Origin of the sequence: Paraburkholderia sp. BR14374, assembly GCF_040948685.1 — a bacterium.
Lineage (GTDB): Bacteria > Pseudomonadota > Gammaproteobacteria > Burkholderiales > Burkholderiaceae > Paraburkholderia > Paraburkholderia youngii.
This window is the reverse complement of sequence record NZ_JBFPKF010000005.1, coordinates 444,378-468,393: the sequence shown is the minus strand read 5'-3', so window position 1 is coordinate 468,393 and position 24,016 is coordinate 444,378. Positions and strand designations below refer to the sequence as shown.

The 24,016-nt window shown below is 68.0% G+C and carries 19 protein-coding genes; 6 read left to right on the top strand and 13 right to left on the bottom strand.

Annotated elements, in window-relative coordinates:
* Nucleotides 1-67: 67 nt before the first annotated feature.
* From AB3X86_RS15350 to guaD, 6 genes are all read left to right on the top strand, one after another.
* Nucleotides 68-577: a disulfide bond formation protein B gene (locus AB3X86_RS15350; RefSeq protein ID WP_368596591.1), complete on the top strand. Its 510-nt coding sequence runs from the start codon at nt 68-70 to the stop codon at nt 575-577.
* 321 nt (nt 578-898) lie between these two features.
* Nucleotides 899-2,437 (top strand): xanthine dehydrogenase small subunit, encoded by a 1,539-nt coding sequence (gene xdhA, locus AB3X86_RS15345; RefSeq protein ID WP_368596590.1) that lies wholly within the window; start codon nt 899-901, stop codon nt 2,435-2,437.
* Nucleotides 2,437-4,926 (top strand): xanthine dehydrogenase molybdopterin binding subunit, encoded by a 2,490-nt coding sequence (gene xdhB / locus AB3X86_RS15340; RefSeq protein WP_368596589.1) that lies wholly within the window; start codon nt 2,437-2,439, stop codon nt 4,924-4,926. The genes xdhA and xdhB overlap by 1 nt, the downstream gene beginning before the upstream one ends.
* Nucleotides 4,907-5,923 (top strand): xanthine dehydrogenase accessory protein XdhC, encoded by a 1,017-nt coding sequence (gene xdhC / locus AB3X86_RS15335; RefSeq protein WP_368596588.1) that lies wholly within the window; start codon nt 4,907-4,909, stop codon nt 5,921-5,923. Before xdhB ends, xdhC begins: the two co-directional genes overlap by 20 nt.
* Nucleotides 5,924-5,970: 47 nt before the next feature.
* Complete coding sequence (locus AB3X86_RS15330) at nt 5,971-7,032, top strand: adenosine deaminase (protein WP_368596587.1); 1,062 nt, start codon at nt 5,971-5,973, stop codon at nt 7,030-7,032.
* Between the two features lie 133 nt (nt 7,033-7,165).
* The gene (gene guaD / locus AB3X86_RS15325) at nt 7,166-8,530 is read left to right on the top strand and encodes a guanine deaminase (RefSeq protein WP_368596586.1); all 1,365 of its coding nucleotides are present in this window, start codon (nt 7,166-7,168) and stop codon (nt 8,528-8,530) included.
* Nucleotides 8,531-8,553: 23 nt separating this feature from the next.
* Here guaD and AB3X86_RS15320 read toward each other — a convergent pair whose 3' ends face one another.
* From AB3X86_RS15320 to AB3X86_RS15260, 13 genes are read right to left on the bottom strand one after another with little or no spacing between them, the layout of a single operon-like run.
* Nucleotides 8,554-9,798 carry an NAD(P)/FAD-dependent oxidoreductase gene (locus AB3X86_RS15320; RefSeq protein ID WP_368596585.1) on the bottom strand — a complete coding sequence of 415 codons (1,245 nt, stop codon included), beginning with the start codon at nt 9,796-9,798 and terminating at the stop codon, nt 8,554-8,556.
* Nucleotides 9,795-11,075, bottom strand: a complete 1,281-nt coding sequence (locus AB3X86_RS15315) for a beta-ketoacyl synthase (protein WP_368596584.1) — start codon at nt 11,073-11,075, stop codon at nt 9,795-9,797. The genes AB3X86_RS15320 and AB3X86_RS15315 overlap by 4 nt, the downstream gene beginning before the upstream one ends.
* Entirely contained in the window at nt 11,072-12,298 is a 1,227-nt protein-coding gene (locus AB3X86_RS15310; protein WP_368596583.1) for a beta-ketoacyl-ACP synthase, read from the bottom strand. The genes AB3X86_RS15315 and AB3X86_RS15310 overlap by 4 nt, the downstream gene beginning before the upstream one ends.
* Nucleotides 12,298-13,023, bottom strand: coding sequence for a 3-ketoacyl-ACP reductase FabG2 (locus tag AB3X86_RS15305; protein WP_368596582.1), 726 nt, complete (start codon nt 13,021-13,023; stop codon nt 12,298-12,300). Before AB3X86_RS15305 ends, AB3X86_RS15310 begins: the two co-directional genes overlap by 1 nt.
* The gene (locus tag AB3X86_RS15300) at nt 13,020-13,508 is read right to left on the bottom strand and encodes a hotdog family protein (RefSeq protein ID WP_368596581.1); all 489 of its coding nucleotides are present in this window, start codon (nt 13,506-13,508) and stop codon (nt 13,020-13,022) included. Before AB3X86_RS15300 ends, AB3X86_RS15305 begins: the two co-directional genes overlap by 4 nt.
* 5 nt (nt 13,509-13,513) lie before the next feature.
* Nucleotides 13,514-14,698, bottom strand: coding sequence for a beta-ketoacyl-[acyl-carrier-protein] synthase family protein (locus AB3X86_RS15295; protein ID WP_368596580.1), 1,185 nt, complete (start codon nt 14,696-14,698; stop codon nt 13,514-13,516).
* Nucleotides 14,695-17,226 carry an MMPL family transporter gene (locus AB3X86_RS15290; RefSeq protein ID WP_368596579.1) on the bottom strand — a complete coding sequence of 844 codons (2,532 nt, stop codon included), beginning with the start codon at nt 17,224-17,226 and terminating at the stop codon, nt 14,695-14,697. Before AB3X86_RS15290 ends, AB3X86_RS15295 begins: the two co-directional genes overlap by 4 nt.
* On the bottom strand, nt 17,226-17,909 hold the full coding sequence (locus AB3X86_RS15285) for an outer membrane lipoprotein carrier protein LolA (protein ID WP_368596578.1): 684 nt from the start codon (nt 17,907-17,909) through the stop codon (nt 17,226-17,228). Before AB3X86_RS15285 ends, AB3X86_RS15290 begins: the two co-directional genes overlap by 1 nt.
* Entirely contained in the window at nt 17,897-18,337 is a 441-nt protein-coding gene (locus AB3X86_RS15280; protein WP_176105345.1) for a thioesterase family protein, read from the bottom strand. The genes AB3X86_RS15285 and AB3X86_RS15280 overlap by 13 nt, the downstream gene beginning before the upstream one ends.
* Nucleotides 18,334-19,953, bottom strand: a complete 1,620-nt coding sequence (gene hutH, locus AB3X86_RS15275; protein ID WP_368596577.1) for a histidine ammonia-lyase — start codon at nt 19,951-19,953, stop codon at nt 18,334-18,336. The genes AB3X86_RS15280 and hutH overlap by 4 nt, the downstream gene beginning before the upstream one ends.
* Nucleotides 19,940-21,676, bottom strand: coding sequence for a glycosyltransferase (locus AB3X86_RS15270; RefSeq protein ID WP_368596576.1), 1,737 nt, complete (start codon nt 21,674-21,676; stop codon nt 19,940-19,942). Before AB3X86_RS15270 ends, hutH begins: the two co-directional genes overlap by 14 nt.
* A complete protein-coding gene (locus tag AB3X86_RS15265) occupies nt 21,676-23,373 on the bottom strand; it encodes an AMP-binding protein (protein WP_368596575.1) in 1,698 nt (565 codons plus the stop codon). The genes AB3X86_RS15270 and AB3X86_RS15265 overlap by 1 nt, the downstream gene beginning before the upstream one ends.
* On the bottom strand, nt 23,373-24,014 hold the full coding sequence (locus AB3X86_RS15260) for a hypothetical protein (RefSeq protein WP_368596574.1): 642 nt from the start codon (nt 24,012-24,014) through the stop codon (nt 23,373-23,375). Before AB3X86_RS15260 ends, AB3X86_RS15265 begins: the two co-directional genes overlap by 1 nt.
* Nucleotides 24,015-24,016: the final 2 nt, after the last annotated feature.

Genomic DNA, 24,016 nt, shown 5'->3' with positions numbered 1-24,016 from the left:
GCGCGAAAGGCGTTCGCGCTAGAATCGCCGGCACCCGCTCTACCGTCTCCAGACCAATCGAAGATCCATGACTAACGACTCCGCGATGCTGCGCCGCGAGCGCACCCTGCTGAATCTGCTCGGCCTGATCTGTCTCGCCCTCGTGGGCGGTGCGCTGTACCTGCAGTTCGGCCTGCGCGAAGACCCGTGTCCGCTGTGCATCATCCAGCGCTATTTCTTTCTGCTGATCGCGATCTTCGCGTTCCTCGGCGCGCGCTTCAAGAACTGGCGCGGCGTGCGCCTGCTCGAAGTGATGGCGGCGCTGTCGGCGCTCGCCGGCATCGCGACCGCCGCGCGCCATGTGTACATCCAGGCGAATCCTGGCTTCAGCTGCGGCTTCGACGAACTGCAGCCGATCGTTGACAGCCTGCCGCCCGCGCACTGGCTGCCGAGCGTGTTCAAGGTCGCGGGCATGTGCGAAACCGCATATCCGCCGATTCTCGGGCTGACGCTGCCAATGTGGTCGGGGGTCGCGTTCATCGTCGCGTTCGTCGCGCTGGTGCTGAGCCTGGTGCGCAATCGCCATCGGGTGTCCTGACGACCGATCCGCATTGCCAATGACGCCGGACTTCGTGTCGCCCATGCTTGGGCCACCGGAGTCCGGCGTTTTTTTCTGCGCGATGTCCACCGATCGCGCATCATTGTCGTCGCTCCCCGCCCCGCGCACGCAACTTCTCGCTGCCGCGCGAATCGTACCAGGATCATGATCGCCGCCGCATGAGCTTCATGCGACGCGGGAAATATTTTCGGGCCGGGGTAGTGCTATCTTCGGGTATGGATGGCGATCTACGTGCGCGAGGCCGGCTTTTGCGACCCCATGCGTAACGCGCGCCCGGTCCGCACTGTCTTCCGATCCGCCATGACAACGCAAACCATCCGCTTCTATCACCAGGGGTCCGTCCGCGAGGTCGCGGGCGTTCCGGCGGCGCGCACCGTGCTGCAGCACCTGCGCGAGGATCTGCGCTGCACCGGCACCAAGGAAGGCTGCGCGGAGGGCGACTGCGGCGCGTGCACAGTCGTGATCGGCGAACTCGACGCGCGCGGCGAGCTCACTCTGAAGGCGGTCAACGCCTGCATCCAGTTCCTGCCGACGCTCGACGGCCGCGCCCTCTTCACCGTCGAAGACCTGCGCGCCGCGAACGGCGCGCTGCATCCGGTGCAGCAGGCGCTGGTCGACTGTCACGGTTCGCAATGCGGCTTCTGCACACCCGGCTTCGCGATGTCGATGTGGGCGCTCTACGAGAACCAGCCCGCCAGCGCAGGCCTGCCGACCCGCGACGAAATCGACGCCGCGCTGTCCGGCAATCTGTGCCGCTGCACCGGCTACCGGCCGATCATCGATGCCGCGCAGAAGATGTTCGACTACGCGCAGCATCCGCGCGTCGCGCTCGACCGCGATGCGATCGCGGCCACGTTGCGCACGCTGCAACGCAAAGACACTTTCGAATACAGCGCGCCCGACACCCGTGGCGCCGCGTTCGGCTCGCCCACCTTCCACGCCCCGCTCACGCTCGACGCGTTCGCGACGCTGCGCGCGCAGCATCCGCACGCGCGCATCGTCGCGGGCAGCACCGACGTCGGCTTGTGGGTCACCAAGCAGTTTCGCGATCTCGGCGACCTGCTGTACATCGGCAACGTCGCCGAGTTGAAGACGATCGCGCGCGACGCGCAAACGCTGACGATCGGCGCGGCGGTCACGCTCGAAGACGCGTACGCGGCGCTCACCGCCGACTACCCCGAGCTCGCCGAACTATGGACGCGCTTCGCCTCGCTGCCGATCCGCAATGCGGGCACGCTCGGCGGCAACGTCGCGAACGGCTCGCCGATCGGCGATTCGATGCCGGCACTGCTCGCGCTCGGCGCCGAGGTCGAACTGCGCCGCGATCGTACGACCCGCACGCTGCCGCTCGACGCGTTCTACCTCGGCTATCAGAAGACCGCGCTCGCGGCCGGCGAATTCGTCAGCGCGCTGCGCGTGCCGCGCCCGGCAGGCGCGCTGCGGTTTCGCACCTACAAGGTGGCGAAGCGTTACGACCAGGACATCTCGGCGGTGTGCGCGGCGTTTGCGCTGCACGTCGCGCAAGACGGCACGATCCGCGCGGCGCGCGTCGCGTTCGGCGGCATGGCGGCGACACCGAAGCGCGCCGCGCATGCCGAAGCCGTGCTCGACGGTGCGGCGTGGAACGAACAAACCGCCCGTCGCGCGATGGACGCGCTCGCCGCCGACTACCAGCCGCTCACCGACATGCGCGCATCGAGCGCGTATCGGCTGAAGGTCGCGCGCAATCTGCTGTGGCGCTTCTACCTCGAAACGCGCGACGACGCGCCGCTCGCGCTCTGCGATGTCAACGCGTTCGCGTTCGAAGCGGACACAGCCGTCGCGAAGGAGTCGCCGTGATGAACCGCACCGATGCCTTTATGGAACGCGCAGTCGAGCGTGCCGAACATCGCGACAGCGCGTCGATCGGCGTGCCGCTGCCGCACGAATCCGCCGCGCTGCACGTGAGCGGCGAAGCGACCTACACCGACGATATCGCCGAGCTGCACGGCACGCTGCACGCGGCGCTCGGCCTATCGCGCCATGCGCATGCGCGGATCGTGTCGATGGATCTCGCCGCGGTCAGAAACGCGCCCGGCGTGATCGCGGTGCTGAGCGCCGACGATATCCCCGGCGAAAACAATTGCGGCCCGGTGCTGCACGACGATCCGATTCTCGCCGACGGCGAGGTGCTGTACCTGGGCCAGCCGGTCTTCGCGGTGATCGCCGAAACTCACGAACTCGCCCGCCGCGCGGCCGCGCTCGCGAAAAGCGACGACGTGATCCGCTACGAGCCGCTCGACGCGATCCTCACCGCCGCCGATGCGAAAGCCGCGAAGCAGTTCGTGCTGCCGCCGCTGCATCTGCGGCGCGGCGATCCGGACGCGAAGATCGCCGCCGCGCCGCATCGGCTGGCCGGCACGTTCGAGGTCGGCGGCCAGGAGCAGTTCTATCTCGAAGGCCAGATCGCCTATGCGGTGCCGAAGGAGATGGACGGCATGCTCGTCTACAGTTCGACGCAGCATCCGAGCGAAATGCAGCAGGTGGTCGCGCATATGCTCGACTGGCCCGCGCATAACGTCGTGTGCGAATGCCGGCGCATGGGCGGCGGTTTCGGCGGCAAGGAATCGCAATCGGCGCTATTCGCGTGCGTGGCCGCGCTCGCGGCGCAACGCTTGCGTCGGCCGGTCAAGCTGCGCGCCGATCGCGACGACGACTTCCTGATCACCGGCAAGCGCCACGACGCGGTCTACGAATACGAGGCAGGCTTCGACGATCAGGGCCGCCTGCTCGGCGTGCGCGTCGAAATCGCGCTGCGCGCCGGCTACTCCGCGGATCTGTCGGGCGCGGTCGCGACGCGCGCCGTATGCCACTTCGACAACGCGTACTACCTGCCCGACGTCGATATCGTCGCGCTGTGCTGCAAGACCAATACGCAGTCGAACACCGCGTTTCGCGGCTTCGGCGGACCGCAGGGCGCGCTCGTGATGGAGGTGCTGCTCGACGGCATCGCGCGCGAGTTGCGGCTCGATCCGCTCGACGTACGGCTCGCGAATTACTACGGCATTGGCGAGCGCGATACGACGCCGTACGGACAGCGTGTCGAAGACAACATCATCGCGCCGCTGACCGACGCGCTGCTCGCTTCGAGCGACTACCGCGCGCGGCGCGCGGCGCTCGCCGAATTCAATGCGAAGAGTCCCGTGCTCAAACGCGGCCTCGCGTTCTCGCCGGTCAAGTTCGGCATCTCGTTCAACGTGCCGTTCCTGAATCAGGCCGGTGCGCTCGTGCACGTGTACAAGGACGGCTCGGTGCTCGTCAATCACGGCGGCACCGAGATGGGCCAGGGGCTCAACACGAAGGTCGCGCAAGTGGTCGCGAATCAGTTCGGCTTGCCGCTATCGCGCGTGCGGGTGACGGCGGCCGATACGTCGAAGATCGCCAACACCTCCGCGACCGCGGCTTCCACCGGCAGCGATCTGAACGGCATGGCAGCCGAAGCGGCCGCGCAGACGATCCGCGCACGTCTCGCCGAAGTCGCGGCGCGCCAGCTCGGCGGCGACGCGAGCGACGTGCAGTTCGCGCGCGGCAGCGTAGCGGTGAACGGTGGCGCGCTGCCGTTCGAACAGCTCGTCAACGCCGCGTATCTCGCGCGCGTGCAGTTGTGGTCGGACGGCTTCTACGCGACGCCGAAAGTGCATTGGGATGCGAAGACGCTGACCGGTCATCCGTTCTATTACTTCGCGTATGGCGCGGCGGTGTCGGAGGTCGTCGTCGATACGCTGACCGGCGAGTGGAAGCTCGTGCGCGCGGACGTGTTGCACGACGCGGGCCAATCGATCAATCCGGCGATCGATCTCGGCCAGATCGAAGGCGGCTTCATTCAGGGCATGGGCTGGCTCACCACCGAAGAGCTGTGGTGGAACCGCGACGGCCGCCTGATGACGCACGCGCCGTCGACATACAAGATTCCCGCGGTCAGCGACACGCCCGCCGCGTTCCACGTGCGGCTCTACGACAACAGCAATGCGGAGCCGACCGTGTTCCGCTCGAAGGCCGTCGGCGAGCCGCCGTTGCTGCTGCCGTTCTCGGTGTTTCTCGCGATTCGCGACGCGATCGCAGCCGCGGTGCCGGGCGCACAACATGCTCCGCTGTTGCGCGCGCCCGCGACGCCCGAGGCGATACTCGACGCGCTGGACGCGTTGAGCGCGTCGGACGCGTCGCAGCACGCAGATCCGACCGAAGCCGCCGCGCACCCCGACAGCGCCGACATCCACACGCCACCCGCCGCGCCGACAAGTGACGCGGCCCCGCAAGGAGAATCGCCGGATGCAAGCCTGGCTCACTGACCTGCAACATCTGCTCGCGCATGGCGACGCCGCCGTGCTGGTGACGGTCGCGCGCGTCGAAGGTTCGGCGCCGCGCGAAGCCGGCACGAAGATGATCGTCACGCGCGAGGCGGCCAGGCATACGATCGGCGGCGGCCACCTCGAATGGAAGGCGATCGAGACCGCGCGCCAGGTGCTGCGCGACGGCATGCGCGCACCGCACATGCGGCGGCTCGAACGCTTCGCGCTGGGGCCGAGCCTCGGGCAGTGCTGCGGCGGCGCCGTGGTCCTCGCATTCGAGCGGCTCGACGTCGGCGATCTCGGCTGGCTCGCCTCGCTCGCCAAGCGCCTCGCGGCGGGGCAATCGACGGTGCGTAGCGTATCATTCGGCCCCGCGCCGGATGCGGTGATGCTGTCCGAGCCCGAGCCCGGCATCGACGGAGCCGACTGTCTGCTGTGGGACGGCGCCGGTTTCGACGACAGCAGCGCGTTGCTGACCGAAACCATCGCGCCGGGCGAATTCGCCGTCGTGCTGTTCGGCGCCGGTCACGTCGGCGCGGCGCTCGTGCGCGTGCTCGCGACGCTGCCCTGCACGGTGCGCTGGGTCGACGAGCGCGACGCGCAGTTTCCGCCGCTCGATACGCTGCATGCGCCGAACGTGACGATCGACGCGAACGACGCACCCGACGAAGCGATCGATCAGGCCGCGCCGAACACGTACTTCATCGTGATGACGCACAACCACGCGCGCGATCTCGACCTCGCCGAGCGCATCCTGCGGCGCGGCGATTTCGCGTTCTTCGGCATGATCGGCTCGCACACCAAGCGCAAGCAGTTCGAGCACCGGCTCGCGGCGCACGGCATCGATCCGGCGCGGATCGCGCGGATGAAGTGTCCGCTCGGCGTCGAGGGCATCGTCGACAAGTCGCCCGAGGTCATCGCGATCTCGGCGGCCGCGCAGGTATTGCAGGCGGTCGAGGCGAACGCGGGCGCGCGCCACGCGACGCAGTCGGCCTGATCCGCGAGCCGCACCGCTCACTACCCCATACACAATTCCAAATCACCATGAATACGACAACCGCTACCCCCGTTTCCACCGCTACGCTCGCCGAGAAAACCGCGCGCGCGCCGAAGGCCGAGTTGCATATCCACATCGAAGGCTCGCTCGAACCCGAGCTGATTTTCGCGCTCGCGCAGCGCAACGGCGTGAAGCTCGCCTACGACTCGGTGGAAGCCTTGCGCGCGGCTTATGCGTTCACCGATCTGCAATCGTTCCTCGACATCTACTACGCGGGCGCGAGCGTGCTGCTGCACGAGCAGGACTTCTACGACATGACGATGGCCTACGTCGAGCGCTGTGTCGCCGACAACGTCGTGCATAGCGAAATCTTCTTCGACCCGCAGACGCACACCGAGCGCGGCGTGCGGATCGCAACCGTGGTGGCCGGCATCGAACGCGCGCTGGCCGACGCGGAAAAGCGCGGCATCACGAGCAAGCTGATCCTGTGCTTCCTGCGCCATCTGTCCGAGGAGGATGCGCTCGCCACCTTCGACGAAGCGCTGCCCCTCTTCGAGCAGTACAAGCATCGGCTGATCGGCGTCGGGCTCGATTCGTCGGAGCGGGGTCATCCGCCGTCGAAGTTCGAGCGCGTGTTCGCGAAGGCCCGCGCGTTCGGTCTGAAGCTCGTCGCGCATGCGGGCGAGGAAGGCCCGCCGTCCTACATCTACGAAGCGCTCGATGTGCTGAAAGTCGACCGCGTCGATCACGGTGTGCGCAGCATCGAGGACCCGGCGCTCGTCACGCGCCTCGCCGACACGCGCGTCGCGCTCACCGTGTGCCCGCTGTCGAATCTGAAGCTATGCGTGTTCGACGACCTGACCAAACACACGCTGAAGGAGCTGCTCGATCGCGGCGTCGCGGTGACCGTCAATTCCGACGATCCGGCCTATTTCGGCGGCTACGTGAACGCGAACTATCTGGCGACGATCGACGCGCTGAAGCTCGACGACGCCGAGGTCTACACGATCATCCGCAACGGCTTCGAGGCGTCGTTCGTGACGCCCGAGGAACGCGCGATGCTGATCGCTAAGCTTGACGCGCACTGGCGGCAGCAAGCCACGCGTTAATGGATTTCAACTGACCGGCCTCGACTGACGTCGGCGGCCAGCGGTTTCGCTTCGTTCGGGGATCGGTAAGACCCCGAACCGGGAAACCGTTGCCTGCGCCGCCCAGCTTTCAACATTCGGAGACAGCTTTTCCATGACTGAATCGGCTCATACCGCGCAAGCGGCACAAACTGCATTCCGTGCGCCGCTGCTGACCTTCAACGGCGATCCGGCGCACGCGCCGAACGCCGCTGTGTTTCACGAGGACGGTCTGTTGATCGTCGAAGACGGCCGCGTCGTCGCGGCCGACGCGTATGCGGCGCTCGCATCGCGGCTCGCGCCCGGCACCCAGATCGTGGAGCGACGCGACAAGCTGATCGTGCCGGGCTTCATCGATACGCACATCCACTTTCCGCAGACGGACATGATCGCGTCGCCGGCGCCGGGTCTGCTGCCGTGGCTCGATACGTACACGTTCCCGACCGAGCGCCGCTTTGCCGACATCGACCACGCGCGCGACACCGCGAGCTTTTTCGTCGATGAACTGCTCGCCTGCGGCACGACGACCGCACTCGTGTACTGCACGGTGCACAAGGAATCCGCCGATGCGCTGTTCGCCGAGAGCGAAGCGCGCAATCTGCGCATGGTCGCGGGCAAGGTGCTGATGGACCGCCACTGCCCCGAGTTCCTGCGCGACACCGCGCAATCTGGCTACGACGACAGCGCCGAGCTGATCGGCCGCTGGCACAATCGCAGCCGCCAGATGTATGCGCTGACGCCGCGCTTCGCGCCGACCTCGACCGAGGCGCAACTCGAAGCATGCGGCGCGCTCGCGCGACTGCATCCGGACGTGTTCATCCAGAGCCACGTCGCGGAAAACACCGACGAAGTGAAATGGGTCGCCGAGCTGTTCCCCGGCCACCGCAGCTATCTCGACATCTACGATCACTACGGCCTCTTGCGCCGTCGCGCGGTGTACGGCCATTGCATCTACCTCGACGACGAAGACCGCAAGCGCATGGCGCAAACCGGCGCGCTCGCGTCGCACTGCCCGACGTCGAACCTGTTCCTCGGCAGCGGGCTGTTCGACTTCGAGAAGGCCGACTCGGCCGGCATGCCGATCGCGCTCGCGACCGACGTCGGCGGCGGCACGTCGTTCTCGATGCTGCAGACGATGAACGAAGCGCATAAGGTTGCGCGCCTCGGCGGCCATCATCTGACGGCGACGCGGATGTTCTATCTGGCGACCGCCGGCGCAGCAGAAGCGCTCGATCTCGGCGACAAGGTCGGCACGCTGAGGGACGGCTCGGAAGCGGATTTCGTCGTGCTCGATCCGCAGGCGACGCCGCTGCTCGCGCGCCGCACCGCGCGGCGCGAATCGCTCGAAGAGTTGTTGTTCGCGTTTGCGCTGCTCGGCGACGATCGCGCGGTGTATGAAACGTATGCGGCCGGCAAGCGCGTGCATCGCCGCGACGACGCGCGCCAGCACGTGCCAGGGCGCGCGAAGATCGCGGCCTGAGGATGGCTCGGTTGGGCGGCGCCTCAGCCCGCCTTGCACACCTCGTGCAAAGCGTTGAGCCGCCGCGCCGGGTCCGCGACATACGGATTCGACTCGTCCCACGCATAACCGGCGAGCACCGCGCAGATCATCCGACGGATCGGCGTCACCTGCTCCGGGTAGTAGATGATGTCCTGCAGCTCGCCCGTGTACCAGCGCTCGACGAACGCGCGGAACGTGTCGATGCCCTTGCGCAACGGCACGTCGTAAGCGGCTGACCAGTCCACCTTCTCGCCGTCGAGCTGCCGGTTCAGCGCGCGCGCCGCCAGATGCGCGGAGCGCAGCGCGATCGTCACCCCCGACGAAAACACCGGATCGAGAAACTCGCCCGCATTGCCGAGCAGTGCATAGCCCGGCCCGTGCAGACTCGCGACGTTCGCCGCGTAGCCGCCGATTCTCCGCACCGGCATCATGAACGGCGCCTGTCCGATCAGCCGGTTCAGCGTCGGCTCATGCTGGATCAGTGCTCGCAGCGTCGCCTCGCGCTCGCCTTCCGGCACGTCGAGAAAGCTCGCCTCGGCGACACACCCCACCGAAGAACGGCCGCCCGCGAGCGGAATCATCCAGAACCACACGTCGCGACGCTCGGGATGCGTCGCGATGCAGATCTTGTTGCGATCGATGACGTCGAGCGCGAGGCCGTCGCGCACGTGCGTGAACAATGCGGCGCGCGTCGGCATGCGCGTCGGGGTCTCCAGCTTCAGCAGGCGCGGCAGCACGCGCCCGAAGCCGCTCGCATCGAGCACGAAACGCGCTTCGACCGGGTACGCGTGCCCAGCTTCATCGGCGACGTCAAGCACCGGCGCCGCGCCCGTCCGCACCGCGCTAACCGTGTGGCCGAAGCGCACGTCGGCGCCCTGCGCGGCCGCGCAGCGAATCAGCACGTCGTCGAACAGCGCGCGTTCGACTTGGTACGTGGTGCCCCAGCCCGGCGAATGCTTGTCGCGGAAGTCGAACGACGAGGTCTGGTCGCGATACACGAAATACGCGCCGTTCTTGTACTGGAAACCCGCCTCGACGACGGCCTGCAGCATGCCGGCCTCTTCGAGGTACGCCATGCTTTGCGGCAACAGGCTCTCGCCGATCGAGAAGCGCGGAAAATGCTGACGCTCCAGCACTAGCACCGAGCGGCCGGCCTTGCGCAATAGCGCGGCAGCTACCGCGCCGGCCGGACCCGCGCCGATGATCGCAACGTCGACCACTGTCCGCTTTGAAGAATCGCTGTTCAAATCACTCCTCCAACGGTTTGCATGGGCGGCCGCGCCGTATGCGGACCGCGCCACGCTTCGAACATCAGGCTCGCGCAACTACCGCCGAACCCGAATGAAACCGACATCGCCGTGTCGATGCGCGCGTCCCGCGTGACGCGCACGAGCGGCATGTCACGCACTTGCGGCTCCGGCGTATCGACCAGCGCCGTGCCCGCGATAAAGCCGTCGCGCATCATCAGCAGCGTATAGATCGCCTCGTGCGCGCCGCACGCGCCGAGCGAATGCCCTGTCATGCCCTTGGTCGACGAAAACGCGGGCACGCCTTGCGCCGATGCACCGAACACGTCGCGCAATGCATGCAGTTCTTCGAGATCGCCGAGCGGCGTAGACGGCGCATGCGCGTTCACGTAGTCGGGACGGCGGCCCGCCTGCGCGAGCGCGCCGCGCATCGCGCGCCCGATGCCGGCCGCACGCGGCGCGACCATGCCCGCGGGATCGGTACAATCGTCGAAGCCGCTCAGCTCCGCGTAAATGCGCGCGCCGCGCGCGAGCGCACGATCGAGCGCTTCGAGCACCAGCACGCCGCCGCCCGACGCGATCACGAAGCCGTCGCGCTGCGTGTCATACGGACGCGATGCGCTCAGCGGCGTGTGGTTGAAACGGCGCGATAACGCGCCCATCGCGTCGAACATCAGCGTCGTGTTGTCGTGCAGCGCTTCGCTGCCGCCCGCGAGCACGATCTGCTGGCGGCCGGTCTGGATCAGCTGCATCGCCTGCCCGATCGCGAGCGCCGACGTGGTGCATGCCGACGACGGCGAATAGCTGACGCCTTCGAGCCCGAACATCTGCGCGACGTTCGCCGACGCGGTGCTGCTCATCGCCTGCGGCACCGTGTACGGCGGTACCTTGTCGACGCCGCGCGTTTGCGCAATTGCGAGCGCCGCGTCGTAGCTCGCTAACGTGCCGACGCCCGAACCGATCACGACGCCCGCGCGCGGCGACTGCAACGAAGCGAGGTCGAGCCCCGCATCGGCGATCGCGCGTTGCGCCGCGTGGCACGCGAAGCGCGCGGTGTCGCCCATGAAGCGCTCGAGCTTGCGCTCGAACGGCGCCTCGTGCGCGACCGACGCGACGCCGGCAACCTGCGATGCAAACCCGCGCTCGCGCCACGCGTCGATACGCTCGATGCGCGAGCGCCCCGCACGCAATGCAGTGGAAACTCCGTCGAGCGTATTGCCGAGACACGACACGATGCCCATGCCGGTCACGACCACGCGTTGCAGGCCGCCGCTCATCGAACGCGCCGGAAAATCAGCGACGTGTTGATGCCGCCGAACGCGAAGTTGTTGCTCATCACGTACTCCGCGTCGATCTCGCGCGCGCCGCCGACGATGTAATCAAGCGGCGCGCAAGCCGGATCGACGTGATCGAGATTCAGCGTCGGCGCGTACCAGTTGCGCTTCATCATCTCGATCGTCCACCATGCTTCGATCGCGCCGCACGCGCCGAGCGTGTGGCCGACATAGCTTTTCAGCGAGCTGATCGGCGTGCGCGCGCCGAAGGTCTGCGCGGTCGCATGGCTTTCGGCGATATCGCCGCGATCGGTCGACGTACCGTGCGCGTTCACATAGGCAATCGCTTCGGGCGCCAATTGCGCGTCGCGCAGCGCGAGCTGCATCGCGAGCGCCATCGTGTCGGCGGTCGGTTGCGTCATGTGCGCGCCGTCCGAGTTGCAGCCGAAGCCGACCACCTCGGCATGAATCCGCGCGCCGCGCGCCACTGCGTGCTCGTACTCTTCCAGCACCAGCGTCGCCGCGCCCTCGCCGACCACGAGGCCGTCGCGCGCGGCATCGAACGGACGCGGCGTCAGATGCGGCTCGTCGTTGCGCGTGCTGGTCGCGTACAGCGTATCGAACACGGCGACTGCCGGCCCCGACAACTCTTCCGCACCGCCCGCCAGCATCAGCGTCTGTTTGCCGGACTGGATCGCCTCGTACGCATAGCCGATCGCCTGGCTGCCCGACGCGCACGCGCACGAGGTCGGGATGATGCGACCTTTGAGGTCCCAGAACAGGCTCACGTTGACGGCGGCCGTGTGCGGCATCATCTGCACGTAGCTGTTCGACGTGACGTTGCTCATCGAGCCGGTTTCGAGCATCGTGCCGAACGCGCGGATCGGCTGCACCGAGCCCGACGACGAACCGTACGCGACGCCCATGCGGCCGTCGGCGATGGCCGTGTCTTCGGCGAGCCCCGCATCGGCGAGCGCAAGTTCGCTCGCGCGCACCGAGTACAGCGACACTGGGCCCATCGAGCGGACCTTCTTGCGCGGGTAATGCGCGGGGGTTGCGAACTCGGGCAGCGGACACGCGAGCCGCGTATGCAGCGACTCGAAGTAGTCCCACTCGGGCATGCGGCGCACCGCGTTCTCGCCGCGCTTCAGGCGCGCTTGAACCGCGTCCCAGTTATCGCCGAACGCGGTCACGCCGCCCATGCCGGTGATGACGACACGCTTCATCAGACCATCCCGCCGTTCACGCCGATCACCTGGCGCGTCACGTACGACGCGCCATCCGACATCAGAAAGCTCACCACCGACGCGACCTCCGCCGGCTGGCCGACGCGGTTCATCGGCACGGTCTTCAACGCGTGGTCGACCGTGACCTGTTCGAGCATGCCGGTTTCGACCAGCCCGGGCGCGACGCAATTGACGGTGATATTGCGCGACGCGAGTTCGACCGCGAGCGCCTTGGTCGCGCCGATCAGCCCCGCCTTCGCCGCGCTGTAGTTGACCTGGCCGCGATTGCCCATCACGCCGGACACCGAAGCGATCGTGACGATGCGGCCGCCCTGACGCGCGCGCACCATCGGCATCGTCAGCGGATGCACGACGTTGTAGAACGCATCGAGGCCGGTTTCGATCACGACGTCCCAGTCTTCTTCGGTGAGCGCCGGAAACGCCGCGTCGCGCGTGACACCCGCGCTGCACACGATGCCGTAGTACGGACCGTGCGCGGCGACGTCGGCTTCGAGCGCCTCGCGGCACGCGGCGCGCTCGCGCACGTCGAACTGCAGCACGCGCGCCGTGCCGCCCTGGGCGGCGATGCCCGTCGCGACCGCGTCGGCTTCGCTGCGTCCGGTGCGGCAATGCACGGTCACGGCGAAACCGTCGGCGGCCAACTTGTACGCAATCGCTCGGCCGATGCCGCGGCTTGCGCCGGTAACCAGAACTCGCCGGCTCATGTACTGATACTCCCTTCGATGAATGACTGGAAATCGGGCGGTTGAAACACCTTGATCACGGCTTCGGCGCAGCGCGTCTCGCCGTCGTCGATCGTGCATTCGTAGGCGCTGTGACCTGCGTCGCTGCGCAGCAGTTCGCTCACGTGAACGCGCAAGCGCGCGCCGCTTTGGAACACCGGCTGCAACGCCTGATAGCTGCGCGAACCTAGCAGCACGCCGTGACGCGCATGGCCGCCGCCGCGCATCGCGACGAGCGCGATGTGCGCGGCGATCGCCTGCGCCATCACCTCGATGCCGATCCACGCGGGCATTGCGCCGGCGGCGTCGGCATACCATGCGTGCGGATCGACGCGGGCGAACGCGCTGAGCGCGGAGTCGGCGAATGTATCGATCGCATCGAGCAGCAGCATGCTGCCGCGATGCGGGATGATCGCTTCGATCGGCTGACGCACGAGTTGCTCGATGGTGAGTGGCGGAGTCGTCATGCGCTTTACCGGGCGAGGATCAGGCTGACATTGCTGCCGCCGAACGCGAACGAATTGCTCATCGCGTACTGCGTGCCCGTGCCGCGCGGCAAATGGCGCGCGCCGGCGACAAGATCGAGCGCGGGCAGCGCGGGATCGGCTTCGCCGTCCCACAGATGCGGCGGCAGCGTCGCGTTCTCGTGCGCGAGCGTGAGCCACGCGAAGCCGAGTTCGGTCGCGCCGGCCGCGCCGAGCTGATGGCCGGTCAACGGCTTGGTGCCGCTCGCGGCGACGCCGTCTGGGAATACGCGCGCCATCAGATGCGCTTCCATTTCGTCGTTCTTCTGCGTGGCCGTTGCGTGCAGATTCACATAGCCGACCGCCGACGGCGCGACGCCCGCGTCCGCGAGCGCGTCGCGAAGCGCGAGTTCGCCGCCGACGCCCTGCGGGTCCGGCGCCGAAATATGATGCGCGTCGCTCGATTCGCCGACGCCCGCGAGCCGCACCGCCGCTTCGTCGCGGCTCATCAGGAACACGGCCGCGCCCTCGCCGACGTTGATGCCGCGGCGATTGCGGCTCATCGGATTGGTGCGCGTGCCGCTGGTCGATTCGAGCGACGCAAAGCCCTGCACCGTCAATTCGCAGAGCGAATCGACACCACCGACGACGACCGCATCGCACAGCCGCAATTGCAGCAGCCGGCGCGCCGACGCGAACGCCTTCGCGCTCGACGTGCACGCGGTCGAAATCGTAAACGCCGGCCCGTGCACACCGAGCGCGGCGGCCGCGAATGGCGCGGCGGTGCCGATTTCCATCTGCCGGTAGTTGAAGCTCTCCGGCAGCTCGCCGGCTCGGGCGTGATAGACGAATGCGGTTTCGGCCGCTTCGATGCCCGACGTGCTGGTGCCGAGCACGACGCCGATCCGCTCCGGGCCATAGCGCTCGCGCGCGGCTTCGATCGCGGGCGCGATCTGCGCCAATGCCGCGAGTAGCAGCCGGTTGTTGCGGCAGTCGTAGCGCGCGAGATCGGCGCGCGGCGCGAGATCGAGCGGCGCGAGCACGCTGCCGACGAACGCGTCGCCGATGCCGGTATGCACGTTGCCCATGCCGGGCGAATTCGCGGCGGCGAGCGCCGGCACGATCTGGCCGACGTCGCCACCGAGCGCGTTGATCATGCCGAGCGCGTGCAAATAAACTGTTGGCGCTTTCATGCCGCTCTCCGTGAATCCGATGATTTATCCGATGACTGCGCCGATGACTGCGCCGATGACTGCGCCGATGACTGCGCCGATGACTTAGCCGATGACTTAGCCGATGACTTCGCCGATGGCATGCCGATAGGCGCGAGCAACACGGCAACCGCGATGCCGAGCGCGAGCGTGGTGCCGAAACTCCTGAGCGCGGGCATCGCACTGAGGCCGAGCATGCCGAACGACAACAACGTGGTCGCCGCCGACAGCAGCACGCCGGTCCACACCGCGCCGAGATCCGCGTCCGCGCGGGCGCAGCCTTCGCGCAGGAACACCGCATAGTTTGCGCCGACGCCGAGCACCAGCATCAGCGCGAGCCAGTTGAACAGATTGAGCGGCACGCCCGCGTAGCCGAACACCGCCAGTGCGACGCCGACCGCGAACAGCACGGGCAAGGTCGTGGCGATACCGCCGCGCGCACCGTAACGCACCATCAGCAGCACGCACACGAGCACGAGCGCGCCGCCCAGCCACCAGCCGCTATCCACGCGATACGCACCGAACAGCTTCGACACGCTCGCGGCCTTGTCGACGAACACGACGCCGGGCAGGCCGCGCGCGAGCGCGATCAGCGCGGGTTCATTGCGCGGCGTCACGCCTTGCGGAATCACGACGGCCGCATAGCTTGTTTCATGCGCCCGATTCGCGTCGTTCGATCCCACCGCGCCGAGCCACAAATGCCGGTACGGCTGCGACCAAGGCGCCGCGAGCCAGCGCTCGACGGTCAGCGGCGCGGACGGCCGGGCGAAGCCGGCGAGCCACGCCTCGGCGACTTCGTCCTTGAAGCCCGCTTGCAGCAGCGTCGCGCGCAACGCGGCGGAGTCGCCGAACACATGCCGTGCAAGCAGCGCGCGATCTTCGCTCTGACGTTGCGCGGACGGCACGAACTGCGCGACCGACTGATAGCCGCCGACGCTATCCGCGCTGCCGTTCAGCGCATCGAGCTTCGCGCCGAGCGCTTCAGCGCGTTGCAGCACCGCTTCCTCGCTCGCGCCGCGCACGACGAAAAACTGCGCGCTGTTATCGACGCCGACCGCCGCGCGCACCGCGTCTTCCTGCGCGGCCAGCGACGCATCGCGCTGGATCAGCAGATGGATGTCGTCGTCGCTGCTCAGCCGCAGCCAGCCGGGCACCGACGCGATCAGCAGCAGCGCGGCGACCAGCAACGCGCGCTTGCCGCCGAGCGCATGCTGCCAGCGCGCGAGCAGCCGCGCCGCGCCCGCGAACAGGCGTCGCGGGCTGTGCTTCGGCGCGCGCGTGAGCAGCGCGGGCAGCAGCCACAGCACCGACGCGAACGCGGTCGTGATGCCCACCATTGCGAAGCACGCGATCTGCTTCAACGCGGGGAACGGCACCCACACTAGGATCGCGTAGCCGAGCAGGCTCGTCGCCAGCGCCACGCTCAGCGCGGGCCGCACGCTGCGCGCGCCCTGCCGCGCATCCCAGTCGCGGCCCGCGCCGAGATAGACGACGAAATACTGGATCGAATAGTCGACGGCTTCGCCGATCAGGCTCGCGCCGAACACAAGCGTCAACAAATGCAGCTTGCCGAAGATCAGCAGCGTCGCCGCCAGCGCGCACACGATACCGAGCGCGGTCGAGACGAAGCCGAGCAGCAACAGACGCGGCGAGCGGAACACCCACATCATCAGCAGAGCGATGCCACATAGCGACGCGATGCCGATCACGTGCACCTCGCGTTCGGCAGCGCTGCGCGCAGCCTCGGCGTAGAACACGGCGCCGGTGCGCGCGACCGATACATCGGGGAACGCCTGACGCAACGTGTTTTCCGCGTCGGCGAGCGCCGCGTGTACCGCGCGCTGCGTCTTCGTTTCATAAGCGGAGCCAGGCAGCGTCGCGACGATCAGCACGCTGGTCGTATCGCCCTGCGCGTCGTGACGATGCGACACCAGCAGGTTGTCCTCGACTGCGAGATTCGTGGCCGCGAGCGGCAGATCGCCGAGCCAGCGTTCGAGCCAGCCGAACGGATCGTCGGCGAGTTGCGTGCTGAGGCCGCCTTGCAGCGGGCTGTAGACGCGCTGCGCGAGCATGTCGTGCAGCGTCGTCGCGCTGGCGCTCGCGAGCGCGCTGCGATCGGCCGGCGCGAGCAGGCCGAAGCGGTACGGCAGATACAGCGCCGCGATCTGCGACAGGTCGAACGGCGGCAGTTCGGCCGTCACCGACGCGAATGCGCCGCTCTTTCGCAACGACGCACCGAGTTGCTTCGCAGCCGCTTTCGCGTGCGCATCGTCGCGGCTCGTGACGAGCAGCACGGTGCGATCGCCGAGCGCGCTCGCGAGCGTGTCGACCGCTTTTTCGGCGACCGGGTCCGCTTCGGTTGCGGGCAAGAGCGCGAGCAGATTGGTTTCGAGTGGTGACGGCCCGGCGAAGCGCCAGCCGCAATACAGCGCCGCCAGCAGCGCGAGCGCGAGCCATGCGGCGCGCACGCCCCATGCGCGTTTCGCGGCTCGCTGCTGCGGCATCTCCATCACGGCGCTCCGAACAGGCTGCGCTCGTCCGGCGTCGGCTCGGCGACGGCCGTGCTGTTCGCGAACTCGAGCTTCGTCACGTCGCCGTTCGCGAGCGTGATGCGCAGGCTTTGCAGATAAGCGCCGCCGCTCATGTCGAGGCCCTTGATCGATTGAGCGAGCTGCGGTTGATTCGGCGTGAGGCGCATGCGCCATTGCGCGGCGCTGCCTTCGGCACTCACGTCGAACTGCGAGTACAGCGCCGACAGATCGCCGCCGAGCATCGCGCGCATCATCTTCGACACCTGCGCGACGCCGCGCGTGCCCTGCGCGCTATGTGTGCTTACGCGTCGGCCGCTGGCGTCGACCTGCACGACGCCCGCATCGGTGATCACGTAGGTGGCCTTGTACGGCGTGTCGATTTGCCAGATCACGCCGCGCTCGCGGAAGAACAGCAACGTGCCGTTGCTGACGAGCGGCTGCTTCATCGCGGCGAGCGTCTGCGTCTGCGTGAATTGCGAGCGCACGCCCTTGGGCTGCGCGAGATGCGCGGCGATCTGCGAGACGAGCGCGGCGTTGGCGGGCGCAGTGTTAGCCGTTGCCGCATGCGCTGGTGCCACCCATCCAGGCACGCACGTCGCGCCGATCATACCGATCACGCCCGCGATCCGCGACACGGACGCACGTCGGTTCATCGTCCCCATACGCGCTCCAGCTTGTCGAATACGACCTGCGGCGACACGAACTGCAATTCCTCGGTGGCGGCATCGACGGCAACCTGGATCGTATAGCCCTTCGTGAGCCGCGCACCCGATGCGCAATCGACGATTTCGTAGCCTATTTTCAGGCGGTTTTCGTATTCGAGCAGTTGCGCGCGCACTTCGAGCTTCTGTCCATACACGGCGGCCCGCACGTACTTCAGATGCGCCTCGACGATCGGCCACAGATAACCGGACGCCCGCATCTGGCGATAGTCGTAGTCGAACGCGCGCAACAGCGCCGCGCGGCCCAGCTCGAAGTACTTCAGATAATTGCCGTGCCAGCACACGTTCATCGCGTCGACGTCGTGAAACGGCACTTCGACGGTCGCGCTCGCGGCGAGCACGTGCTGCGTTTTCGCGGGCACGCTCATAGCTTGACTCCTTCCTGATCGTCGATCATGTCCAGCAGTTCGCACGCGGCAATGCGCGCTGTCAGCGCGCGCAGCTCGCCTTCGAGCGCGCGGTCCTCGTCGACGAAGGGCGAATGCGCGCCCACGTCGTCGATGAATGCGCGCAGCGGCGCGGGCACCGGCGTCGCGCTATCGATGCGCAAGCGCAAATGCACGGCCTGCACCGTCGCGAGCGTGTGCGCGGCGGCGACCTGCTCGGTCAATTCGAGCACGCGCAGGCAGTCGCGCGCGGCGATCGTGCCCATGCTGACCTTGTCCTGATTGTGTGCTTCGGTCGAGCGCGAAAACACGCTCGCGGGCATCGTGTTCTTCAGCGCCTCGGCGGTCCAGGCGGACGACGAAATCTGCACGGCCTTGAAACCGTGATTGATCGCCGAGCGTGCGGGCGCCGCGCCCGACAGATTGCGCGGCAGGCCATTGTTGAAGTTGATATCGACCAGCAGCGCGAGCTGCCGGTCCATCAGATCCGCCAGATTGGCGACGGCGACCTTCAGCGCATCCATCGCGAACGCGATATGGCCGCCATAGAAGTTGCCGCCGTGCAAGATGCGTTCGTTGTCGGGATCGACGAGCGGATTGTCGTTCGCGCTGTTCAGCTCGTTTTCGACGTCGCGGCGCACCCAGCCGAGCGCATCGCGCGCGACGCCGATCACATGCGGCGCGCAGCGAATCGAATAGCGGTCCTGCAGACGATGCCCGGGCGTGTCGGCGCGGCCGGCCAGATCGGCGCGAATCCACGCGGCCGCTTCGGCCTGGCCCGCGTGCGGCTTCACGTCGAACAGCGCCGCGTCGAAGTGCGCGGCGCGGCCGTCGAGCGCGACGGTCGCCAGCGCGGTCAAACGAGCGGCCAGCCGCGTCAAGTGCTCCGCGCGCGCCACCGCGAGACACGCGAGACCCGTCATCACGGCGGTGCCGTTCATCAGCGCGAGGCCCTCTTTCGGCGCGAGCGTCAGCGGCTCGACACCAAGCTGGATCCACACGTCGCGCGCCGCGCGCAACGCGCCGGCGTACTGCACGTCGCGCTCGCCCGCGAGCGCCGCCGCCAAGTACGACAGCGGCGTCAGATCGCCGCTCGCACCGACCGAGCCCTCGGACGGAATGCGCGGCAACACGCGGTGATTGATCAACGCCGCGAGGCGTTCGAGCAGCACCGTGCGCACGCCCGAAAAGCCATACGCGAGCGAATTCAGACGCGCGGCGATCACGGCGAGGGTTTGCGCATCGTCGAGATACGCGCCCATGCCGCAGCCGTGATAACGCGTCAGTTGCAGCGGCAATGCCTCGACGAGCGCCATCGGCACGTCGACCACGCAGGCGTCGCCATAACCGGTGTTGACGCCGTACACGGTCGCGCCGGCGGCCAACTGGCGGCGCAGGAACGCCGCGCCGCGCTCGATGCGCGCACGCCATACGGCATCGTCGCTCAGTGCGACGGACGCTCGCTGCCGCGCAATCGCGACGACCTCTTCGATCGTCAGTCGGCGCGCACCGATGACGACCGGCGTGCAGCCGGCGGCGCAAGCGGCATTCGCAACAACGCGTGCGCGTCGCACATCGTTCAGATCATGATCGGCCATTCGCGCCTCGCTCGGAGCTGGCCCAGAAATCGAAGAAGTTGAACCATTGATAAGGGGCCTTGCGGCAATAGTGTTCGAGGCGCAGCGCGTAGCGTTGCGCCCACGCGGCCAGATGCCGCGCGCGATCACGGCGCGGCAGCTCGATTCGCTCGGCGAACGGCTCGAAGTACATGCGATAGCCGTCGCGTTCCTTCAGGCAGAAGAACAGGTAGACCGGACAGCCGAGCGCATGCGCCAGCACGTAGGGCCCTTGCGCGAACGGCGCGCTCGCGCCGAGAAATTGCGCGTCGGTGGTGCGCCCCTCCTCACGCGCCGGCACCCGGTCGCCGACGATCACCAGCAGTTCGCCCGCATCGATGCGCTGCTGCATCAGCACCGCGGTCTCGGGACCGAAGTCGCCGACTTCGAGCAGATGCCGCGCGAACTCGCGATTCGACGCCGCCAGCACCTCGTTGAAGCGGCGCGCGTGCTCGGTGTAGACGACCGCCGTGACCTTCGCGTGATCGCCGCGGATCGCGAGCGCGCGCATCATCTCCAGATTGCCGAGATGCGCGCCGATCACGAGCGCGCCCTTGCCGCTCGCGATCAATGCTTCGAATGCCGCGGGATCGTCGAACGTCACGTCTGTGTCGTCGACGCGGCCGGTCCACGCGGCGAGCTTGTCGAAGCCCGATTGCGCGAACGCGAGCATATGGCGATACGCGGACAGCCACCCCGGGCGCGGCATCTCCGCCGACGGCGCGACCGCGTTCAGATGCGCGAAGTAGTTGCCCGACGCGGCGCGCGCGGCGCGGCCCGTCACCAGAAAGTACGCGACGACCGGATGCAGCCACAGCGCGGTAAAGCGGCGGCCGAACAACTTGCAGCTCAGCGCGAGCAGGCTCAGGCCGAGCCGGCTGCCGCGTTCGGCGATACGCCACCAGGCTTCGGGCCGGGGTGCGTCGGCACAGTCGTGCGCTGTGTCGGCGAGCGCGCCACGGCGTGGCATCAGCTTGTGCGCGAGCAGCATCGGCAGACGCATCAGCATGCCGAACACGAGCCGCGTATGGCTGCGGCTGATGCGCACGTTGTCCCACAGCACGTCGAAATGCGACACGCCGTCGGCCGCGTAGGTTACGCGCGTCGGGATCGAGCGGAACGCGGCGCGCCGCCAGTGCAGACGCACGAGGATCTCGATGTCGAAGTCCATGCGCGTCGGCAGCCGCACGCTGTCGATCAGCTCGCACGCGAGCGCGAGCGGATACAGACGAAAGCCGCACATCGAATCGCGGATCGTCAGCGACAGCGTCTCGACCCACACCCACACGTGGGTCAGATAGCGGCCGTACAGACGTGCCTTCGGCACGCTGTCGTCGTACACCGGACGGCCGAGAATCACCGCGCCGGGTTCGGCGCGCGCGGCATCGAGGAGGCGCGGCACGTCGGTCGCGTCATGCTGGCCGTCCGCGTCGATCTGCAGCGCATGCGTGTAGCCCGCGGCGCGTGCCGCGCGCAGGCCCGCCATCACCGCGGCGCCCTTGCCGCCGTTTTCGGCCAGACGCAGCAGCGTCAGCTGCTGCGCGTATTGCAGCGCGAGCGTGGCGAGTACCTGCTGGGTCGGCTCGTCGCTGCCGTCATCGACGACGAAGATCGGCAAGCCGTGCAGCGCGAGATTGGCCACGGTCGCGCCGATCGCGTCCTTGTGGTTGTAGATCGGAATGACGATGCAGGGCGCGAACTTCATCACGCGTCCTCCCGATGCACGAGCACGCCCGACGCGCATTCGCGTCCATCGAGCCGGTACGCGAACTGCACGCGCCGGCGCGCGGCATCGTAGGCGAGCGTGAGCTCGAGCACCGCGCCGGGCGACACCGGCGCCATGAACTTCAGGCGATCGACCGACGCCACCGCGCGCACCCGCGGCCAATGCCCGGCCGCGAGCCGCGCCGCCCAGTCGACCTGCACGACGCCCGGCAGAATCGGCAGGCCCGGAAAGTGGCCGGCGAAATGCCGGAGCGACGGCGGCACGCGCAGCACAAAGTGCAGCGTGTTGCCGACGCGCGTTTCGGCCAGCACTTCCATGCCCTCGGCGAGCGGCGCGAACGCGGCCGCGACCGCGCTTGCGGGCAGCTTGCCACGTGCGTCGAAGGGCAAACTCACGCGAAAACGCCAGTGACGCGGCAGCACGACCGCATCGAAGTAATCGGCCAGATGCCGGCGCAGCGTTTTCGCGAGCGCGACGCGGCCTTCGTCACGCAATGTCGCGCCGCCCTCTTCGGTCAGCGCGATCACTGCGCCGACCCGCTCTCGCGTCGCGCCTTCGAGCGGCACCAGCGCCGCCTGCGCGACATACGGATGCAGCGCGAGACGCGCCTCGATCTGCGGCAGCGACACGCGCTTGCCGCCGAGCTTCAGCACGCGGTCGAGGCGGCCTTGCAAATGGAAGCGCCCGTCGGCATCGAACGCGATCCGATCGCCCGTGCGATGCCAGCCGTCGTGATTGAGATGCGGCGAGCGCACGCACAGCGCTCCGTCCTCATCGCGGCGCACCTCGGCGCCGGCGACCGGCTGCCACGCGTCGCCCTGATCCTGACGCCGCCACGCGATCCCGCCGGTTTCCGTACTGCCGTAGATTTCGAGCGGCGCCGCGCCATAGCTCACCGCATAGGCCTGCGCGGCGTCGGCCGCGAGCGGGCCACCCGACGAAAAGAACGCGCGCGGCGCGGGCGCGAGCGCGCCGAAGCCCGGCAACGCGGGCCAGCGCGACAGCTGCGCGGGCGTCGACACCACCGCCGTCGCGCCGCATTGCGCGATGCGCGCCTGCAGTTGCAGCGGCTCCATGCCGATTGCGCGATCGAACGCGCGGCCCGCCGCGAGCGGCCAAAACACACGAAACAGCAGACCGTAGATGTGGTGATGCGGCACGCTCGCGAGCATCGTCGCGTCGCCGAGCAATGCGCCCCACTGCTGTTCGAGTGTGTGGACTTCGGCGTTGAATTGCGCGAGCGTCTTGCGGATCGGCTTCGGTGCGCCGCTGCTGCCGGATGTATAGAGCGTCAGAGGCGCGCGGGGGTCGATCGGCTGCGCGGTGTTGGCCGTGACGACATGCGTCGCTGCGACGAACGGCGGCAGATCCGCGTCCGTGAGCAGAAAGTCGTACGCATCCGCGAGATCGGCGAGATAGCCCGGCGTTGCATTGGCAGGAATCACCGGCTCCTTGCCGCACGCGAACAGCGCGAACAACGCGCAGGCGAACTCGAACGGATCGTCGATACAAAGCGCGCAGCGCCGCGCGTCGTGCTTCTGCACGAGTTCGATCAAGCCCGCGACGCGCGCGCGGAACGCCGCGCGATCGAGCAGTACGGCGCCGTCGCGGCACACCGGTGCGGCGGGCGTCGCGAGCGCGGCATCGGCCGACAACAGGTCATGCAACGCGATCATCAGGCCGACTCCGAATCCGCGCGCGCGGCGCGCGGCAGCACGAACAGGCGTCGCCACACGTATTCGCCCGCCAGCAGCAGGCCGATCAGCCCATAGGCGATCGCGCCGTTGTACAGCGACCAGGCCGCGCGGCTCCAATAGAGCGCGGTATAGGCAGAAAACGCGCCGTTCAGCACGAAGAACGCGCACCACACCTGGGTCACGCGCCGCGTATAGCGCACCGCGCCCGGCGGCAGATCGGGACTGCCGAGGCGCGCGAATTTTTCGATCATTGACGGCCCGCGCACGAGGGTCGCGCCGAACGCGAACAGCAAACTGAGATTGACGAGCAATGGATAGAAGCGCAGCAGCAGTTCGCTATCGGTGACGACGATCGTCGCCGACGCGCAGCTCAGCATCGCCACCACGCTCCAGTCGAGTCTGGAAAGCTGCCGCAGCGGTATCGCGACCGGACCGCCGCCGGCCCAGCGCTGCAGCCACAAGGTGACGAGCAGCATGCCGCCGACGAGGCGCGGCGCATCCCAGCGCCAGGCACACAGGATCAGCACGGGGTAAGCGAGTTTCAGCAGCACCAGCACGACGGTCCTGCTCCAGCGAGGCCGCGCGCCGGACCCGCTTGCGGCGTGAGGTGGCTCCGACATCT

Coding starts and splice junctions, on each gene's coding strand:
- AB3X86_RS15350 (WP_368596591.1), top strand. CDS start 68: ATGACTAACGACTCCGCGATGCTGCGCCGCGAGCGCACCCTGCTGAAT.
- xdhA (WP_368596590.1), top strand. CDS start 899: ATGACAACGCAAACCATCCGCTTCTATCACCAGGGGTCCGTCCGCGAG.
- xdhB (WP_368596589.1), top strand. CDS start 2,437: ATGAACCGCACCGATGCCTTTATGGAACGCGCAGTCGAGCGTGCCGAA.
- xdhC (WP_368596588.1), top strand. CDS start 4,907: ATGCAAGCCTGGCTCACTGACCTGCAACATCTGCTCGCGCATGGCGAC.
- AB3X86_RS15330 (WP_368596587.1), top strand. CDS start 5,971: ATGAATACGACAACCGCTACCCCCGTTTCCACCGCTACGCTCGCCGAG.
- guaD (WP_368596586.1), top strand. CDS start 7,166: ATGACTGAATCGGCTCATACCGCGCAAGCGGCACAAACTGCATTCCGT.
- AB3X86_RS15315 (WP_368596584.1), bottom strand. CDS start 11,075: ATGAGCGGCGGCCTGCAACGCGTGGTCGTGACCGGCATGGGCATCGTG.
- AB3X86_RS15310 (WP_368596583.1), bottom strand. CDS start 12,298: ATGAAGCGTGTCGTCATCACCGGCATGGGCGGCGTGACCGCGTTCGGC.
- AB3X86_RS15305 (WP_368596582.1), bottom strand. CDS start 13,023: ATGAGCCGGCGAGTTCTGGTTACCGGCGCAAGCCGCGGCATCGGCCGA.
- AB3X86_RS15300 (WP_368596581.1), bottom strand. CDS start 13,508: ATGACGACTCCGCCACTCACCATCGAGCAACTCGTGCGTCAGCCGATC.
- AB3X86_RS15295 (WP_368596580.1), bottom strand. CDS start 14,698: ATGAAAGCGCCAACAGTTTATTTGCACGCGCTCGGCATGATCAACGCG.
- AB3X86_RS15290 (WP_368596579.1), bottom strand. CDS start 17,226: ATGGAGATGCCGCAGCAGCGAGCCGCGAAACGCGCATGGGGCGTGCGC.
- AB3X86_RS15285 (WP_368596578.1), bottom strand. CDS start 17,909: ATGGGGACGATGAACCGACGTGCGTCCGTGTCGCGGATCGCGGGCGTG.
- AB3X86_RS15280 (WP_176105345.1), bottom strand. CDS start 18,337: ATGAGCGTGCCCGCGAAAACGCAGCACGTGCTCGCCGCGAGCGCGACC.
- hutH (WP_368596577.1), bottom strand. CDS start 19,953: ATGGCCGATCATGATCTGAACGATGTGCGACGCGCACGCGTTGTTGCG.
- AB3X86_RS15270 (WP_368596576.1), bottom strand. CDS start 21,676: ATGAAGTTCGCGCCCTGCATCGTCATTCCGATCTACAACCACAAGGAC.
- AB3X86_RS15265 (WP_368596575.1), bottom strand. CDS start 23,373: ATGATCGCGTTGCATGACCTGTTGTCGGCCGATGCCGCGCTCGCGACG.
- AB3X86_RS15260 (WP_368596574.1), bottom strand. CDS start 24,014: ATGTCGGAGCCACCTCACGCCGCAAGCGGGTCCGGCGCGCGGCCTCGC.